This is a genomic window from Clostridiaceae bacterium (genome assembly GCA_012840395.1).
GTDB lineage: Bacteria > Bacillota > Clostridia > Acetivibrionales > DULL01 > DULL01.
In genome coordinates, this window is the sequence record DULL01000066.1 from 1 (window position 1) to 16,282 (window position 16,282).

Consider the following 16,282-nt stretch of genomic DNA (forward strand, 5'->3'; position numbering starts at 1 on the left):
CTTCCCTTAAGACCTCAATCACTATTTTTGCTTTTTCTTCCGGTGTAAAATTTCTTCTCTTTTCCATAGTTCCATTCTAACTTATTTTGGCCGTTTTGTCTGTCTTAATTTCTGGTATCATTATAAGTAGTGTTTTTTAGTGGAGTTATATTAATATAACTAACTGCATTAGGCTTATATGGATTTAAGATGTTTCCATCTTCATCAGTCAGAAAACAAATAATTTTTGATGACCTAGTGCAAGACATCAATTTCACTCCAGGAAAACTTTAATAAGTATTTTTCTATATTCTATTCTAAAGAAATCTTTAAAGTTACTTAAAAAAAAGTAGGGTGTGCCAGATAGCCCACCCATAATTAATAATTAAGTTTTTACTGTAGTATCAGAATTTGCTTCTGGCTGGAAGTTTGTTACTACTAAAACAATTGGCGAATCTACCTCAATGCTGCCTGCATCTTGAATTACTACTTCTTCTTCGTCTGTATCAACTGTATATAAGCCATCCTGTTGTAATGCACCATTAATAAACAGTAAATAATATCCATTATTCTCACTGATTGGAGTAATGCTATCTACGGAATCTCCTTGATCATCAACAAAAGCGTTTGCGGGAATAGTTAAGGTTCCTGTTTGATCGTCAAGATGTTGTGTATCAAATTTATAAAAGTATTTTTCCACAGTTGGTTTAGTTAAAACAGTTGTTTGTGTTTCTGCAGTGACTACAAGTTTAATTAATGCGGCTGCCATATTCCGACCTCCTTTGCAATTGATTTATTATACTCTATAATATGTACTTTACATAATTTATGTGATTTTCCATGGTAAACTGGTCAAATTCACGTTATTACATCATAATTTCAAAAAATAATCTATATATATTAATTAAAAATGTAATTATAAAAAAACTTAACGTGTCATAAATTAAAGGTGTGGCAAATAAATGCTGATAATAGCAAATATAGTAAAAGGTATTTATTATTTGGAGGATGAATTGTTATTTCACAAGGAGTATGATGTTCATCTTAAAGATAATAAAATCATGAAAAATATTATATCTTGCGAATTAAAAAATATAAAAGATTATTCCTTCTATTATAGTACAAGAATCAATATTGATATTACTTTTGATGTGCTACTATTATATGAATTTGAAGATTGTGAAACAACAAAAAGAAGCTATGATATTATTGTAGAAAAGGTGAAAAAAACCTTTCAAATTAATGCAAATGTATATGGCGCTTCCACACTAGATATAACCGACCTTAAGCTAATCAACCATATAAAAAAGGTTAAATATAAGGTTGATACATCCCCCAATCAGGAAAAGTTTATTGTGTTTATGTCAGGGTTTATAGATAGTTACCTTGCGAAGGAAGAACTTATATCTTTAAATGATTTTTCGGAAAAACATGAGGATGAGTTAATTATTAACATTCATGATAGTACTAGACTTCCAATATTAGAACAGAAAGAGAAGGAATATGGCAGCGACGTTGCGGGAAGCCTGGCAAAAGCTGAAATGAGTCTGTGTGATGCAATGAACAAAGTTGTTAATTTATACAACACAAATTCTGACCTCAGGGAAAAATTGATCAGTAAAGAAAAACAAATAGAGTATTCTGAGAGAACAATAAAATCTCTTAAGGAATCCAACCAGGAGCTACAGAGGAGTTTTAATGAATTAAATATGGAATTAAAGGAGTTAAAACAAAAAATAAACAATCAGGACAAAGTTATAATAAAACTTGAAGAAGATTTATCTTTAAAGGAAAAATCTTTAAAAGAATTGACAGATGAAAATTCAAAACTAAAGGAGAAAATTCAGGGTATGCGGGATAAAAAGGCAAACAGGATTATGGAAAGATTTAAGATGAAAATGCAGAATATTATATAGTTGTGAAATTTTATATCAACCATAAAAGGATGTACTATTATTTGTACATCCTTTTATGGCTAATTACAATATCCTTTAATACTAATTTGTATCTTTTTGCATTAATCAATCTTCACATTCCAGTTCAGGTTCGCCTTGTACCAATATATCTTGGTCAATTCCAAGTTTGTCGATTATGTCTTCAGATACTGATAAATCAACCTCTGATACAGACAATTGAACAGCCTGGTTATTAACTATATCTGTTGCATCTAAAGTAATTACATCGACGACATCAACATCATATGAAAGACTCTTCAGCAATATATATGACTGGAGTGTCGGGTCTGCCAATTCACAAGGTCTAAGCTGATTATCAAATTCAGTAAAAGGTATTGTTACTGAATAATTAAATGATGGATAGTCGTTAACCCCATTGCTGTTGATAATTAATGTTTCATATGGAACTACTTTGTTCTGGCGCTGGAGCTGAGGAACACCTTGACTGTTTATAACACTACCTACAACAAATGCTTTTGTAGTATTAGGATTATACTGAGACCTATTTGATAAATCATTTGGTAGTGTAAGAATATCAAATGTATTATCTGCATATTCCACCAAAAATATCAACTGGAATCTTAAGGTAACTTTTGACTTTGAATTACATATTATTGTGTTTTGAGGATATCCTTCAAGAATTACTCTTCTGCACAGTTTTAAGCATCTTACAGGTATTGGTTCATTATTTGCATCAAGCTTGTTAATAATGTAAATCTTAAGCGGAACTTTTTCTCCAGTAGGTGTATTGTCTACGACGTTTTCTTGGAATACCACTTGATATTGTGTTAAAGTTTTCTTTGCCAAAATACGTTTAATAAAAATATCCAGAACTTGCGGATTTGGAAAATGCTTTACAGCTTCACTCATAAACTTACCACCTTTCCATTTATAATTTCATAAATATAATTCTAGGATTTATTTAGCTGATGTCAGATATTTGTTATGTAAGCTTAACATAGACTTGTAGACAATCCATATTGCCTTACACCAGTTATCTCACATCGGCTTTATTAAATTATGTAGTACATAATATGAGATGGTTTATATATTGGTTCCATAATATTTTCTTTTGCCAGTAACAAAGATGCTAATTAGCACTGGATTTTCTGCTGAAAAGTTTTTTTATTCTTGAAGGCTTTTCTTCAGTTTTCTGAGTATTCATTTCCAAAATCAGCGATATTAAGGTGTTTAATTCATTGATTATATCATCAAGTTTTTTATTTATTTGATTATTGTAGTTTTCAAGTTGCGACAATACAGCTGACATATCCTGATACTGGGCAGCTGAATTATTGTCATCATTTTTTGGATGTTTAATATTCTCATTAATTTTTTTGCTTGCGTGGGGATTAAGTGATACGTTACCGGGTAAGGGCAGATGATCTGCATTTTCCCGTATTACCGGCTTCCATCCACTTTTATATCCAACGTCATCTATTTCATTAACTTTCACCATAATAGACACCTCTGTGACCACCTAATTCCAGTATCATTATATGAAAGGCTGAAGAAAATGGTTATACAATATGAGCCTTTTAACAGATAATTATTATTTTAATCTTTTTAATAAACAAGGCATTGTAACAACTATTCATGACTTTACATAATTTATATATATATAAATAAAAAAGATAGTAAAAAGTTTAAAACTTATTATTATAGAGGATGTGGTCATTTGGAAAATGTTGATATTATACTAGACGCAGGACATGGAGGAAATGATCCTGGAGCTATAGGTCCCACAGGTTTAAAAGAAAAAGATGTAAATCTGAAGATAGCATTAAACGTGGGTAAAATGCTTGCAGACAGGGGCTTAAAAATATCTTATACCAGAACAACTGATATACTACTTGGCAACACAGTAGCGGAAGATTTAGCTGCCAGAGTCCAGCTTGCCAATAATTTAAAAGCAAAATATTTCGTTAGCATTCATAATAACAGCTTTAATAATAATGAAGCTAAAGGCACAGAGACTTATGTATATACAAAAGGCAGCGAGGCGGAAATACTAGCGAAATCAGTACAAAGAAATCTTGTACAAATAACGGGACTAAATGACAGAGGTATAAAAGTTGCTAATTTTTATGTATTAAAATATACTGTGATGCCCGCAATCTTGGTTGAAGCAGCCTTTATCTCTAATCCGGAAGAAGAACAATTACTGAAAGACGATATATTTATACAAAAGGCAGCAACAGGGATAGCAAAAGGAATTATGGAGTATTTGGACAAGAACTGGATTGATGTACCTGTTAATAATGTTCCTGATGAATGGGCAAAAGAAGCATGGAATTGGGGGATAGAAAAAGGAATTACTGATGGAAGTAACCCAAAAGCATATGCTACAAGGCAGGAAGTTATTACCATGTTATATAGAAGTAGAAATCTTCTACGATAACAGTGATAGGTCAATGAGAGAAATATCCAATGAAGTGTTGTAAAGACGAATTTTTATAATAATGTTCGAGTTGTTACTCGAACATTATTGTTAGTAGATTCAAAACTATGCCTCAGTTTATATAGACTTAAAGCTAAGCCAATTTTGTCAGCCAAAATAGCATTATAAACGATCATAATGGAATAAATGATCATAATGGACTGCTAATACTGCTCAGAATACTTAAACGTTCTTCTTATAATCTCTATAGAGATTTTCAATTGACCTATCATATGTTTTTTCACCAGCTTTAGAAAAGAAACATCCTGGAACTTCTCCAAATCTGCGGTGGTATGCGACACATTCACAGCATTTGCTGTGTCGAGAACAGGAATATGTACAAGTGCAATTAATAGTATTGTTGCAAGCCATTTCAAACCCTCCGTGACATAAATTTGCCATATAATTCACATAATCATTATAGAAGAAAGCCAGTTAGGTTTCAATATATAAAACATTAAACTCTTTTTTATAAATTGCATGTTTAAGTAATGTAGTGCAGTTTACAAATCATTCATTTTATCTTCATAATATCTTCACATTTACTTACTATAATAAGGCATAAGAGAAACGAAATTATATGATAAAATAGCCCAAATGGTTCAGAACAGAATTTACAAAAAGACAGGCAGAGATACCAAGAAAATGAATAATCCTTTGGAAAGAGTTCTCTTGACTGATGTCAGCTAAACCGGCCAAGCGGCAGGAGTAAAAAATAGGATTTAAGTAATCCTTGCACAGGAGGTATTGAATGGAGCAGTGGTTAATAAAGAAAATTCTTCAAATAGAGGGTATGACATGTACAAGCTGTGAAATGAGAATAGAGAATGCTCTGAAAAAGCTTGACGGAATAGAGGCAATCAAGGCAATTTTTAGCAGTTCCAATGTTTACATTACCTACGATGCAAATGTTATAGGGCTGGAACAAATTATTGAAAAGATAGAAAAGCTGGATTATGTAGTCAAGAATAAACCTGGTGCTGCGGATATTCCAAAACCAAATATAAAAAAAGCAGCAGAAGATAAAATGTCAATCAATCAACTGTTGGGAATAGGGATTATATTGTTTGCCCTCTACATTATAGTTAAGAACACAGTGGGGTTTAACTTTATACCTGAGATTAATCAATCAATGGGATATGGAATTCTGTTTTTTGTTGGATTGCTGACTTCACTGCATTGTATAGCTATGTGTGGAGGAATAAATTTTTCTCAATGTGTTTCATATAAGGTTGACAACGGGAACACCAGCAGGCTTTCAAAATTAAAACCAAGTTTGCTTTATAACAGCGGCAGGGTGATATCCTATACAATAATCGGAGGTATAGTAGGAGGCTTAGGTTCCAGCATAAGCTTTTCAGGTGCCGCAAAGGGAATTGTGGCTATTATATCTGGTGTATTTATGGTAATAATGGGGTTAAATATGCTCAACATATTCCCATGGCTAAGGAAATTTAATCCGGGAATGCCTAAAATATTTGGCGATAAAATACACAATAACAATGGAAAATATGGACCTTTTTATGTTGGATTGCTCAATGGCTTTATGCCGTGCGGCCCTCTTCAGGCAATGCAGATTTATGCTTTAGGGACCGGAAGTTTCGCAGCGGGAGCATTATCCATGTTTATGTTTAGTATTGGAACAGTGCCTTTAATGTTTGGATTTGGGGCAGTGAGTACAATACTAAGTGGAAAATTTACCCATAAGATGATGAAAGTAAGCGCTATGCTGATAATCATACTTGGAGTGGTTATGACAAATAGAGGTCTGGCATTGTCAGGCTTTTCAATCCCATCTGCAGCATTTGGTGCAAACAGCGGCACACAGGGCAGCAATGTTGCAATAATACAAGACGGTGTTCAGATAGTTACTACAAAGCTGTCTTCAGGCAGGTATGAACCTATTACAGTTCAAAAAGGTATACCCGTGAGGTGGACTATAAAGGCACAAAATAGTGACATTAATGGCTGTAATAACAAAATAATAATACCCAAATTTAATACAAGCAAAAAGCTTGAGGCAGGAGACAATATAATAGAGTTTAACCCAACTGAAACCGGTACATTTGGGTACAGCTGCTGGATGGGTATGATCAGGAGTAAAATCACTGTAGTTGATGATGTTAATAATTTTAATGTATCCGGCACTGGTGGTAGTGTTCAAAAGTCAGATAATAAAATACCTACAGACAAAATTGCTGTATCAAGAATAGTGGACGGAAAACATTTTGTTGAAATAAGCATGAAAGAAAACAGGTTTTCTCCGGCAGTAGTGGTAGTACAAAGAGGAATGGAAACAACATGGAATATTCAAGGTATTGGAATAAATGACAGCAGCAGAACACTAATTTTTCCTAAGTATAACACCAAAATAGATATGCGGGAAGGGGATAATGAAATCCTTTTAATTCCTGACATCGACTTCGATTTTAGTACTGCTGATAACACATTCTACGGCTATGTAAAAGTTGTTGACGATATTAACGAAATTGATATTGATGCAATAAAGAATGATGTAAATCAATATATTCCGGCTATACAAGAATTTATAGATAATAGCGGACTACCTTCATGTCATTAAACATTACATTGTATTACAGGAAATGTATCAGATATATGTAGAAAGCGAATTTAGATTATATTACGGATTTGCTTGAGAAATATATAAAAGATTATGTCAAAAAAATTGGAGGAGAAGAAAATTTTCATCACAGATAATTGACTTTAGAAACAGAAAAATAAAAAAATAAATGAGAGTGAAAGGTGTGAGACGGTGAAATAGAAAAAAGAAGCAATATGGCAATAATCAAAATATATCAGAAAGAAGTGATATTAAGCCGAAGCAAAGTATATAAAGTATATTTATATGCTACGGCTTAAAGTCTATAAACTTTTTACATAAAGTCCTATTTTTTTGTCCATAGTTGAGATATGTTTGGTTAACCAGTTGCTAACCAGATGATTGGCATTTATAATCAGGACAATATTGCCACCAGACTGCTGGTATTCCTGCCTTAACTTAGAAATTTCTGCTATAAAATCTTTATGAAGCTTTTTATGTTGTTCGAGATCAGGATAATTAATTTTTGCCATATAGGCTTCTTCGTCTCTGAAATGCTGCTTAGTATATTCATCCAGAAAATTAAGCATTTCGGCAATGACTTCTTTTGATTTTCGGTTTTTTCCTGCTTCAAAAAGGTCATTGGCTTTTTCAAATAACAGCTTGTGCTGAGAATCAATGTATTCTACCCCGACTGATAAATCTGAAGTCCACTTGATAGCCATAAAACTGCTCCTTTCATGTATAAGCTTATTCAGAACTATATAATTTATTTTTTATAATTGCAAGTAAAATAATGGAAATTTTCAAATGCATATATTATCCTGTTTGACAGACAAAACGGAGACAATATAAAATAGGAAGAAAAAGGAGAGATTTTATGGCTGCATTTGATTTTAAGAAGGAATATAAGCACCTGTATTTACCCAAGAATGAACCGAGTATAATTGATGTGCCAACCATGCGTTTCATTATGGTTGATGGAAAGGGTGATCCAAACACTTCAGCTTCATATAAAGAAGCTTTGGAAGTATTGTATGGTTTGTCTTATTCCATAAAAATGAGCAAGATGGGCGGTGTTCAGCCGGAGGGGTATTTCGATTACGTGGTTCCGCCCCTGGAAGGACTATGGTGGTTCGAAGAAGATAAACCTTTTGACGGCAATGTTATCGGAAGGAAGAATGAATTTTGCTGGATAATGATGATCCGTCAACCTGAGTTTGTTACACCTGAAGTTTTTGAAGCAGCAAAGACAACCTTATTAAAGAAGAAACCGGAGATTGATACTTCAAAAGCACGCCTGGAGGATTTCACAGAAGGCCTATGTGCTCAGATAATGCATATTGGTCCCTATGACGATGAACCTGCTACTGTTGCAGTACTGGAAGACTTCATAAAATCACAGGGGTATAGAACAGAGATGTCTGGTTTGAGGCAGCATCACGAGATTTATCTTAGTGATCCGCGAAAAACTGCACCCGATAAGCTAAAAACCGTAATCCGGCATCCGATTGTGAGAGTATAAATTATGAACATAAAAGTCTACGAATATGAAGCCATTATTCAGAAAGTACCCGACATAGATGGAGCATATGTTGAATTTCCATATAATGTGAAGAAGGAGCTTGGTAAGGGCAGGGTAAAAGTCCAAGTAACTTTTGACGGTGAACCCTTGTGTTAAAAGGATTTGGCATAATAGAGTTTATAAAAGATTGAGAAGGAGGAGCCACGAAGAATAAAAGCCGATATTCCTGGTGGCTGGCAAAGTTATGTGTGATACAATTGTTGCATTAGGAAATTCTACAAAAGATGGGTCTGTGATTTTTGCAAAAAACAGTGACCGTCAACCAAATGAACCTCATATAATTATAAGAATACCTAGGAAGAAATATAAAGCAGGAGAAAAATTAAAGTGCACATACATTGAAATAGATCAGGCGAAAGAGACATATGAAGTACTGCTGTTAAAACCATCCTGGATATGGGGTTGTGAAATGGGCTGCAACGAATACGGGCTAAATATAGGGAACGAAGCAGTGTTTACGAAAGAAAAATACGGAAAAGAGGCTTTAATTGGCATGGATATGGTCCGTATTGCTTTGGAACGCTGTGCTACAAGTAATGAAGCCCTTGAGATGATAATTAGTTTATTGGAAAGATACGGACAGGGTGGTAACTGTGGCTACGAAAAAAAGTTTACATATCATAATTCCTTCTTGATTGCAGATAAAGAATCAGCATGGGTTCTGGAAACTGCCGGAAAGTATTGGGCAGCCGAAAAAGTGGCAGATGTGAGAAGCATATCCAATTGCCTTACAATTGGAAGTAAAATGGATAAGAGTCATCCTGAACTCATTAAACATGCTGTAGATAAAGGCTGGTGCAAGAATGAAAAGGATTTTAATTTTTCCGGATGCTATACCGATTCTCTAATAACAAAATTAAGTGGTGCGCTGGAAAGAATCAAAACGACCAGCAGCATTATAGAGAATGCCAAAGGGAATATTACTGTAGGAACAATGAAAAACATACTTAGAGCTCACCACGGGAGTATGGAAAAAAGTTCTTTCAGAAGACACTCCCTAAAAAGTGTTTGTATGCATGGAGGATTCATCTATGGTGATCATACGACGGGAAGCTATATTGCATCCATAGGTAAGAAAATTCAGACTTATTGGGTTACTGGAAGTTCAACACCATGCATATCCATTTTTAAACCTTTATGGCTTATACCTGGCGAGAATCTTACATTTAGTGAAGAGCAGCAGGATAAGGCAGTTGAGTTTTGGAGAAAGAGAGAGATAGCTCACAGATACATATTAGAAAATAGACTTACAAGTTTGGAATCCTTCTTAAGTGAAAGAAATGAAATCGAGGAAGAATTAGAAAGCTTGGTTGATAATCTTAATAAAGATGATACCGGTATTGATAATAATAAGCTTATTGAAATAATGAACTATGCATTGGCAAAAGAAGAAGAGTTAATTACAAATATAATTAAATCCTGTGAAAACAATTCACCAAAAATAAAGGGAAATTTCTATTTCAAATATTATTGGAAAAAAGTAAACAAGCGTTTTTATCTTAATAAACATAATATTAGATAAATATAGTATATATGTTTTGTTTTTGCCGGGTTTTATGACAAATATCAATAATAAGCCTTCTAATTCACTTCACTTTGTAAAAAATAGCCGTAGAAATAAATATATTATTCTGATATAATCCTTTTTGTACTTCTGGCTTAATAGTACTTAAAGGAAGCGTATTTTTTATGGCTTTACAAAAAAATGAAATGGATATGTGCAGCGGACCGCTGTTTAGTAAAATATTGATTTTTTCATTGCCTATTATGGCGATGAACATCCTTCAGCTTCTGTTCAATGCAGCCGATATGATAGTTGTAGGCCGCTTTTCAGGAAGTAAGGCACTGGCTGCAGTGGGTGCGACAGGTTCTTTAATTAATCTTTTGGTCAATTTGTTTATAGGTTTGTCTGTTGGCACCAGTGTAATAGTAGCCCAAGATTATGGAGCTGGTAAACCAGATGCTGTGAGCCGGTCAGTTCATACTTCTATTGCCATCAGCATTATTTGCGGAATAATTGTTATGATTATGGGTTTTATTTTTTGTGAACCAATGCTGAAAATTATGGGTACCCCGGAGGATATTATAGACTTATCAGTACTATATATGAAAATCTACTTTACGGGTATACCGGCGACCATGGTATACAACTTTGGAGCTGCCATACTACGTGCAATAGGTGACAGCCGCCGTCCCATGTACTATCTTGTCATTTCAGGAACTGTGAATGTTATGTTTAACCTATTCTTTGTTATTGTGTTGCATATGAGTGTAGACGGTGTGGCATGGGCTACTGTAATTTCCCAGTATCTTTCAGTATTTCTGATTATGATATGTCTTTACAGGAGCCATAGTGCCATTCGGTTTATACCTCAGAGTATGCATATTGACGGTTATAAGCTGAAAAATATTATAAAGATCGGTCTGCCTGCAGGTATGCAGAGTTTGTTGTTTTCGATTTCCAATGTAATGATTCAGTCAGCTGTCAACTCATTTGGATCTACTATGGTGGCAGCCAGTTCAGCTGCAAGCAACGTAGAAGGATTTGTAGCCACTCCTCTTAATGCATATTATAATGCTGCTATTACCTTTACCGGACAGAATATGGGCGCGAAGAAGTACGATCGCATTGACACTGTTGCCAAGGTGTGCACTGTACTAGTATTAGCAACATGGTTTATTCTTGGTGGAGCAACCTTACTCTTTGGCAGACAATTACTTGGATTTTATACATCCAGTGAAGAGGTTGTTGAATTAGGAATGTTGCGCATGGTTGTGATGATGACTACGTATTTTACTTGTGGAATAATGAACGTGTTTCCAGGGATAACCCGTGGGATGGGTTATTCAGTATCGCCTATGATTTGCACACTGGTAGGTGCCTGCCTTATGAGAATAGTTTGGCTGGCTACATTTTTCACCTGGTATCCTACAATGATTATGCTTTTTGCCTGCTATCCCATTACCTGGACTCTGGCAGGAATCGGGCAGGTGGGTTGCTTTTTCTATGCTCGGCATCAGATTCGAAAGCGTGAAGTTTCAGAAGCTGATAGTGTCGTTCCAGAAGTTGAGTGTGCAAAATTATAAAGCCTTATTTCTAATTTTATAATTCTTATTTTTCTAAAATATGGCATTGTTTGAGCTAAAATCAAAATGTTTCTTATTTATGACAAGTACATACATAATCAAGGTTTGAGGTTTTTCCTCATAAAAGCTTGGCTTAGAATTTGATAAATGGTATACTAAAAAAGTATTGCTAAACAAAAGTGATGTATAATAAAGTGAAAATTAATCAGACTTAGGTATATATAAAAAATTTCGAGGGTTCGTTATACATGTCAGCCGTAATATGTGAGAAGCGTATGGAAATAAAAAAAGAAAATCCTTTAGGGTATTTTCCGGTAGGAAGATTATTAAAAAGATTTGCAATACCTAGTATTATTGCTATGCTTGTTGGTGCTCTTTATAATATTGCAGATCAGTTTTTTATAGGCAGAAGCATTGGTGAATTAGGAAATGCGGCTACAAATGTAGCATTTCCTCTTTCTATATCCTGTACGTCAATAGCTTTATTGTTCGGAATAGGAGGAGCTGCCGCATTTAACCTTACATTAGGTGCAGGAAATAAGGAAAAAGCCGTTTATTACGTTGGAAATGCTTCAGTAATGCTATTCGGTATCGGTACGATTTTAAGTATAATTGTTCAACTTTTCCTGACACCTTTGATGAGTTTTTTTGGTTCCCCGGAGAACGTACTGGATTATGCAAGAACTTATACAAGTATTACCTCTATTGGGTTCCCCTTCTTAATACTGACTATTGGGGGAGGGCATCTGATAAGGGCGGATGGAAGTCCAAAATATACTATGTTCTGTAATCTGTCAGGTGCAATTATTAATGTTATTTTAGATCCGATATTCATTTTTAGTTTTAATATGGGAATGGCTGGTGCTGCTCTGGCAACAATAATAGGACAGATATTTTCTGCCTGCCTGGCAATTTGGTATCTATGTCATTATAAGACAGTAAAAATAGAGAAAAAGCATTTAATTCCCAGGGTGGAATATACCTTCAGAATTATGTCTTTGGGTGCCGCCTCTTTTTTAAATCAAGTTGCCATGATGTTAGTCCAGATAGCAATGAATAAATCTCTTGCTTATTACGGAGCTTTATCTCCTTACGGTCAATCCATACCCTTGGCTTGTGCAGGTATTATTACCAAGGTCAATCAGTTATTTTTCTCAGTCGTAATAGGACTAGCTCAGGGACTGCAACCTATCGCAAGTTTTAACTATGGTGCAAAACAATATGATAGGGTGAAAATGGCTTATTCACTTGCTATACGCTGCGGACTTATAATATCTTCGGTGGCATTTTTCCTGTTTCAGCTTGTACCACGGCAGATCATGGCTTTGTTTGGTTCTGGTTCAGAATTATATTTCCAGTTTGCAGTTAAATATTTCAGGATATATTTACTTTTTACATTCATAAACTGTATTCAACCTATATCATCAACATTTTTTACAGCAATAGGAAAACCGAAAAAAGGCATTTTCTTATCACTGACAAGACAAATATTATTTTTACTCCCTTTAATAATTATTTTCCCTATTTTTATGGGCATCAACGGAATTATTTATGCGGGACCCATTGCGGATTTCATTGCGGCAACGGTAGCTATAATGATGATATTCGTTGAACTGCGCAAAATGGAAAAAGAGTATGAATCTCATAAAGGAGTATATAAATTGGCAAAAATGAATGACCAAGAAGATTAGTATTTTTATATATTAAATATATTAGTATGTTATAAGTTAGGAGGAATTTGGTATGCAGTTTATTGTTATAGCTTATGATGGTACTGATGAGAAAGCTATGGAGAGAAGGCTAAAAGCCAGGGAAGAGCATCTTAAGTCAATTGAAAAAAGATTTAAAGCTGGAGAGCATTTATACGCTGCAGCAATACTTGATGATGACGGAAAAATGATAGGTTCGATGATGGTAGTGGATTATCCTTCAAGAAAAGAACTGGATGAATGGTTGAAAAATGAACCTTATGTAGTGGGAGATGTCTGGAGAAAAATTGAGATTAAACCTTGCAAGGTGCCTCCGATGTTTATGGAACTATATAAATAAAACTCATTTCTGTCAGAACAGTATAGTTTATAGAATAATAGGATAATTTCAAGAGATAATATATGATAGTATTACTGTTAAGTGGGGGGTTACAAAGCCCCCACTTTTTTCTTAAGCAAAGCAAGTTTGCTAAACAGTTGAAGCATGAGGAGGACAGAGAGTATGTATACTACTACAGAAGTAATGGAAGATATTCTGGCACAAAGATTCGATGATAATGGTAATTTAGTTGAGGAAGTTACCATACCCAAAGGAACAAAAATTACAATTATTGATATGGGAGATTGTGCAGAAATAATATCTCCCGATAAATATAAGGGTCTTATGTTTACTGACGGTTATGAAGCCGACCCCGATGAAGAAAATTGATTAACCAGCTTTCCAGGCAGTTACAGATAATTAATAATCTTATTTCCAAAGCCTAATGCCCATGGTGCTCTTCTGCATCTTGTTTTGTTTTATGAACTGTGCCATGGGGATGGGCTGGGGGTGCATATATAGAATATAACTTAAGTGGTATACGACCTGTATTATATACATTATGCCATTTACCAGCCGGTATGATTATTATGCAGTTACTATAAACTCTTTGCCGAAAATTCAAATTATTTTTGCTGTCACCCATCATAACCAGTCCCTGGCCTTGTTCAACGCGCAAAAATTGGTCAAGTTCCGGATGAATCTCTAAGCCTATATCTTCTCCAACACCAATGCTCATTAAAGTAAGCTGAAGATGTTTTCCTGTCCATAAAGCAGTGCGGAAAGTTTCATTCTGTAAGGTTGCCTCTTTAATATCAATCACAAAAGGATTGGGACCATAATCCCTTAACATAATAGGCTGCTTCATATAACCAGGTATATACGTAGGAGTAGTAGTCCAATAAGGGCAAAAATAACCATGGTAGGGGTTCTGCGTTGGTATATTACAGTCATGATAGCCGGCAAATGTTTTATATTCATTAAACATAATACTCATTCCTTTATCAGGCTATTTATTATTTGTTAATATAATATGCATAATGACTCAAAAGGTGAATTAATTAAGGGCTTGGTAATATTTTGGCAAATAAATGATTTTTGACAATTGAATTATATAAATAAATCTATTATAATTACTTTTTATTCTACAATAATTACTCTTTATGTAAACAAATTTATGCTTAATATGTAAAAGTTTGAGCTAGAGATGCTTGCAAAGATGTTATAGCAAAGTTATTAAGAATGGATGAAGAATAAAAATGGATACAGAATTAAGTAATAGCAATAATTATATTTTCACTAATAAGAGACTGATGAAGTTAATTTTGCCGCTGATGGTTGAACAACTGCTTGCAATAACAGTAGGATTGGCCGATTCCATTATGGTGGCAAGTATTGGTGAAAGTGCAGTATCTGCAGTTTCACTGGTGGATTCAATAATTATATTGCTATTTAATATTTTTGCCGCTCTTTCTGCCGGAGGAGCGGTAATTGTAGGTCAATATATCGGCCAGAATCGTCCTGATATGGCACGGAAAGCAGGAGAACAACTACTTGTATTTGTAGCATTAATCTCTGTTTTTGTTATGGTTCTTATGCTTTTTGGCAGAAGTTTTATTCTTAACGTAATATTCGGAAAAATTGAATATGATGTAGAAGCTTATGCTAATACATATATGCTTATTGTTTTTACAAGTATACCTTTTATGGCCCTCTATAACGGCGGTGCAGCGTTATTTAGGGCCATGGGCAACTCCAGAACAACCATGATTACTTCAATTATTGTTAATGCTGTCAATGTGATGGGTAATGCTATCTTTATATATGGATTTCATATGAAAGTAGAAGGTGCAGCAATACCAACACTTATTTCAAGAGTGGTTGGTTCTGTAATAATTATAGTACTTCTTATGGATAAAAACCTGACAGTTCACATTAGCAGGCCATTTCGCTATAAGTTTGACAAGAGACTTGTAATCAGGATACTGGGTATAGGGATTCCAAATGGTATAGAAAATAGTATGTTTCAGCTTGGTAAAATTGTATTGCTGAGTGTTATTTCCACATTTGGAACGGCTTCAATAACAGCTAATGCAGTAGGAAATGTAGTTTCTACTTTCCAGATTATTACCGGTGCAGCCATAGGATTGGCACTAATAACTGTGGTAAGTCAGTGCGTTGGGGCAGGCGATTATGAGCAAGTAAGATATTATACAAGAAAGCTGATGAAAATTACATATATATCATTATTAATTGTAAATTCAGTAATAATACTTTCAATGCCATTAATATTGAGAATATATAACCTCTCATCAGAAACTGCTGAAATGGCAAGACAGGTTATATTATTGCATGGGATATGTTCGTGCATAGTATGGCCATTTTCTTTTACACTACCTAATACCCTCAGATCTTCAAATGATGTACGTTATACCATGATGGTTAGCGTAGGTTCTATGTGGACTTTTAGGATAATTTTTGGCATAATAATGGGCAAATATTTTAATATGGGACTATTAGGTATTTGGCTGGCAATGATTATAGACTGGATTGTGAGAGGTACCTTTTTTATAGGAAGATATAGAGGGCACAAGTGGGAAATTAAATGTGATTTATAAAATTTAAGTATAAAATATGGTTTATTAATT

The 16,282-nt window shown here is 34.3% G+C and carries 17 protein-coding genes; 11 read left to right on the top strand and 6 right to left on the bottom strand.

Translation table 11 applies throughout. The features are described from left to right. Positions 1-364 precede the first annotated feature (364 nt). Positions 365-748 carry a DUF4183 domain-containing protein gene (locus GXX20_07950; protein ID HHW31588.1) on the bottom strand — a complete coding sequence of 128 codons (384 nt, stop codon included), beginning with the start codon at positions 746-748 and terminating at the stop codon, positions 365-367. 193 nt (positions 749-941) lie between these two features. Here GXX20_07950 and GXX20_07955 point away from each other — a divergent pair, with 193 nt between their 5' ends. Continuing rightward, positions 942-1,895, top strand: coding sequence for a hypothetical protein (locus tag GXX20_07955; GenBank protein ID HHW31589.1), 954 nt, complete (start codon positions 942-944; stop codon positions 1,893-1,895). Between the two features lie 105 nt (positions 1,896-2,000). On the opposite strand, the gene GXX20_07960 is transcribed toward GXX20_07955, so the two are convergent. Both GXX20_07960 and GXX20_07965 read right to left on the bottom strand, forming a co-directional pair. After that, positions 2,001-2,804, bottom strand: a complete 804-nt coding sequence (locus tag GXX20_07960; GenBank protein HHW31590.1) for a hypothetical protein — start codon at positions 2,802-2,804, stop codon at positions 2,001-2,003. A gap of 220 nt (positions 2,805-3,024) precedes the next feature. Continuing rightward, positions 3,025-3,393, bottom strand: coding sequence for a hypothetical protein (locus tag GXX20_07965; protein ID HHW31591.1), 369 nt, complete (start codon positions 3,391-3,393; stop codon positions 3,025-3,027). Between the two features lie 219 nt (positions 3,394-3,612). Here GXX20_07965 and GXX20_07970 point away from each other — a divergent pair, with 219 nt between their 5' ends. Next, entirely contained in the window at positions 3,613-4,335 is a 723-nt protein-coding gene (locus tag GXX20_07970) for an N-acetylmuramoyl-L-alanine amidase (protein HHW31592.1), read from the top strand. A gap of 203 nt (positions 4,336-4,538) precedes the next feature. On the opposite strand, the gene GXX20_07975 is transcribed toward GXX20_07970, so the two are convergent. After that, positions 4,539-4,751, bottom strand: a complete 213-nt coding sequence (locus GXX20_07975; GenBank protein ID HHW31593.1) for a hypothetical protein — start codon at positions 4,749-4,751, stop codon at positions 4,539-4,541. A 374-nt stretch (positions 4,752-5,125) separates the two neighbouring features. Here GXX20_07975 and GXX20_07980 point away from each other — a divergent pair, with 374 nt between their 5' ends. After that, positions 5,126-6,955, top strand: coding sequence for a heavy metal transporter (locus GXX20_07980; protein ID HHW31594.1), 1,830 nt, complete (start codon positions 5,126-5,128; stop codon positions 6,953-6,955). A gap of 302 nt (positions 6,956-7,257) precedes the next feature. Here GXX20_07980 and GXX20_07985 read toward each other — a convergent pair whose 3' ends face one another. Beyond that, a complete protein-coding gene (locus GXX20_07985) occupies positions 7,258-7,659 on the bottom strand; it encodes a hemerythrin family protein (GenBank protein ID HHW31595.1) in 402 nt (133 codons plus the stop codon). Positions 7,660-7,814: 155 nt separating this feature from the next. Here GXX20_07985 and GXX20_07990 point away from each other — a divergent pair, with 155 nt between their 5' ends. The 7 genes from GXX20_07990 (at position 7,815) to GXX20_08020 (ending at position 14,024) form a co-directional block, all read left to right on the top strand. Continuing rightward, positions 7,815-8,459, top strand: a complete 645-nt coding sequence (locus GXX20_07990; protein ID HHW31596.1) for a transcriptional regulator — start codon at positions 7,815-7,817, stop codon at positions 8,457-8,459. Between the two features lie 3 nt (positions 8,460-8,462). Beyond that, positions 8,463-8,615: a DUF1905 domain-containing protein gene (locus tag GXX20_07995; protein ID HHW31597.1), complete on the top strand. Its 153-nt coding sequence runs from the start codon at positions 8,463-8,465 to the stop codon at positions 8,613-8,615. Between the two features lie 88 nt (positions 8,616-8,703). Beyond that, positions 8,704-10,041 carry a peptidase U34 gene (locus GXX20_08000; protein HHW31598.1) on the top strand — a complete coding sequence of 446 codons (1,338 nt, stop codon included), beginning with the start codon at positions 8,704-8,706 and terminating at the stop codon, positions 10,039-10,041. A 167-nt stretch (positions 10,042-10,208) separates the two neighbouring features. Then, positions 10,209-11,606, top strand: a complete 1,398-nt coding sequence (locus GXX20_08005; GenBank protein ID HHW31599.1) for an MATE family efflux transporter — start codon at positions 10,209-10,211, stop codon at positions 11,604-11,606. Positions 11,607-11,881: 275 nt separating this feature from the next. Next, a complete protein-coding gene (locus tag GXX20_08010; GenBank protein HHW31600.1) occupies positions 11,882-13,297 on the top strand; it encodes an MATE family efflux transporter in 1,416 nt (471 codons plus the stop codon). Positions 13,298-13,349: 52 nt separating this feature from the next. Beyond that, entirely contained in the window at positions 13,350-13,655 is a 306-nt protein-coding gene (locus GXX20_08015) for a hypothetical protein (GenBank protein ID HHW31601.1), read from the top strand. A gap of 162 nt (positions 13,656-13,817) precedes the next feature. After that, on the top strand, positions 13,818-14,024 hold the full coding sequence (locus tag GXX20_08020) for a hypothetical protein (protein HHW31602.1): 207 nt from the start codon (positions 13,818-13,820) through the stop codon (positions 14,022-14,024). Between the two features lie 52 nt (positions 14,025-14,076). On the opposite strand, the gene GXX20_08025 is transcribed toward GXX20_08020, so the two are convergent. Continuing rightward, a complete protein-coding gene (locus GXX20_08025; GenBank protein ID HHW31603.1) occupies positions 14,077-14,622 on the bottom strand; it encodes a cupin domain-containing protein in 546 nt (181 codons plus the stop codon). Between the two features lie 271 nt (positions 14,623-14,893). Between GXX20_08025 and GXX20_08030 the strand changes: the two genes are divergently transcribed. Further along, entirely contained in the window at positions 14,894-16,252 is a 1,359-nt protein-coding gene (locus GXX20_08030) for an MATE family efflux transporter (GenBank protein HHW31604.1), read from the top strand. Positions 16,253-16,282 lie beyond the last annotated feature (30 nt).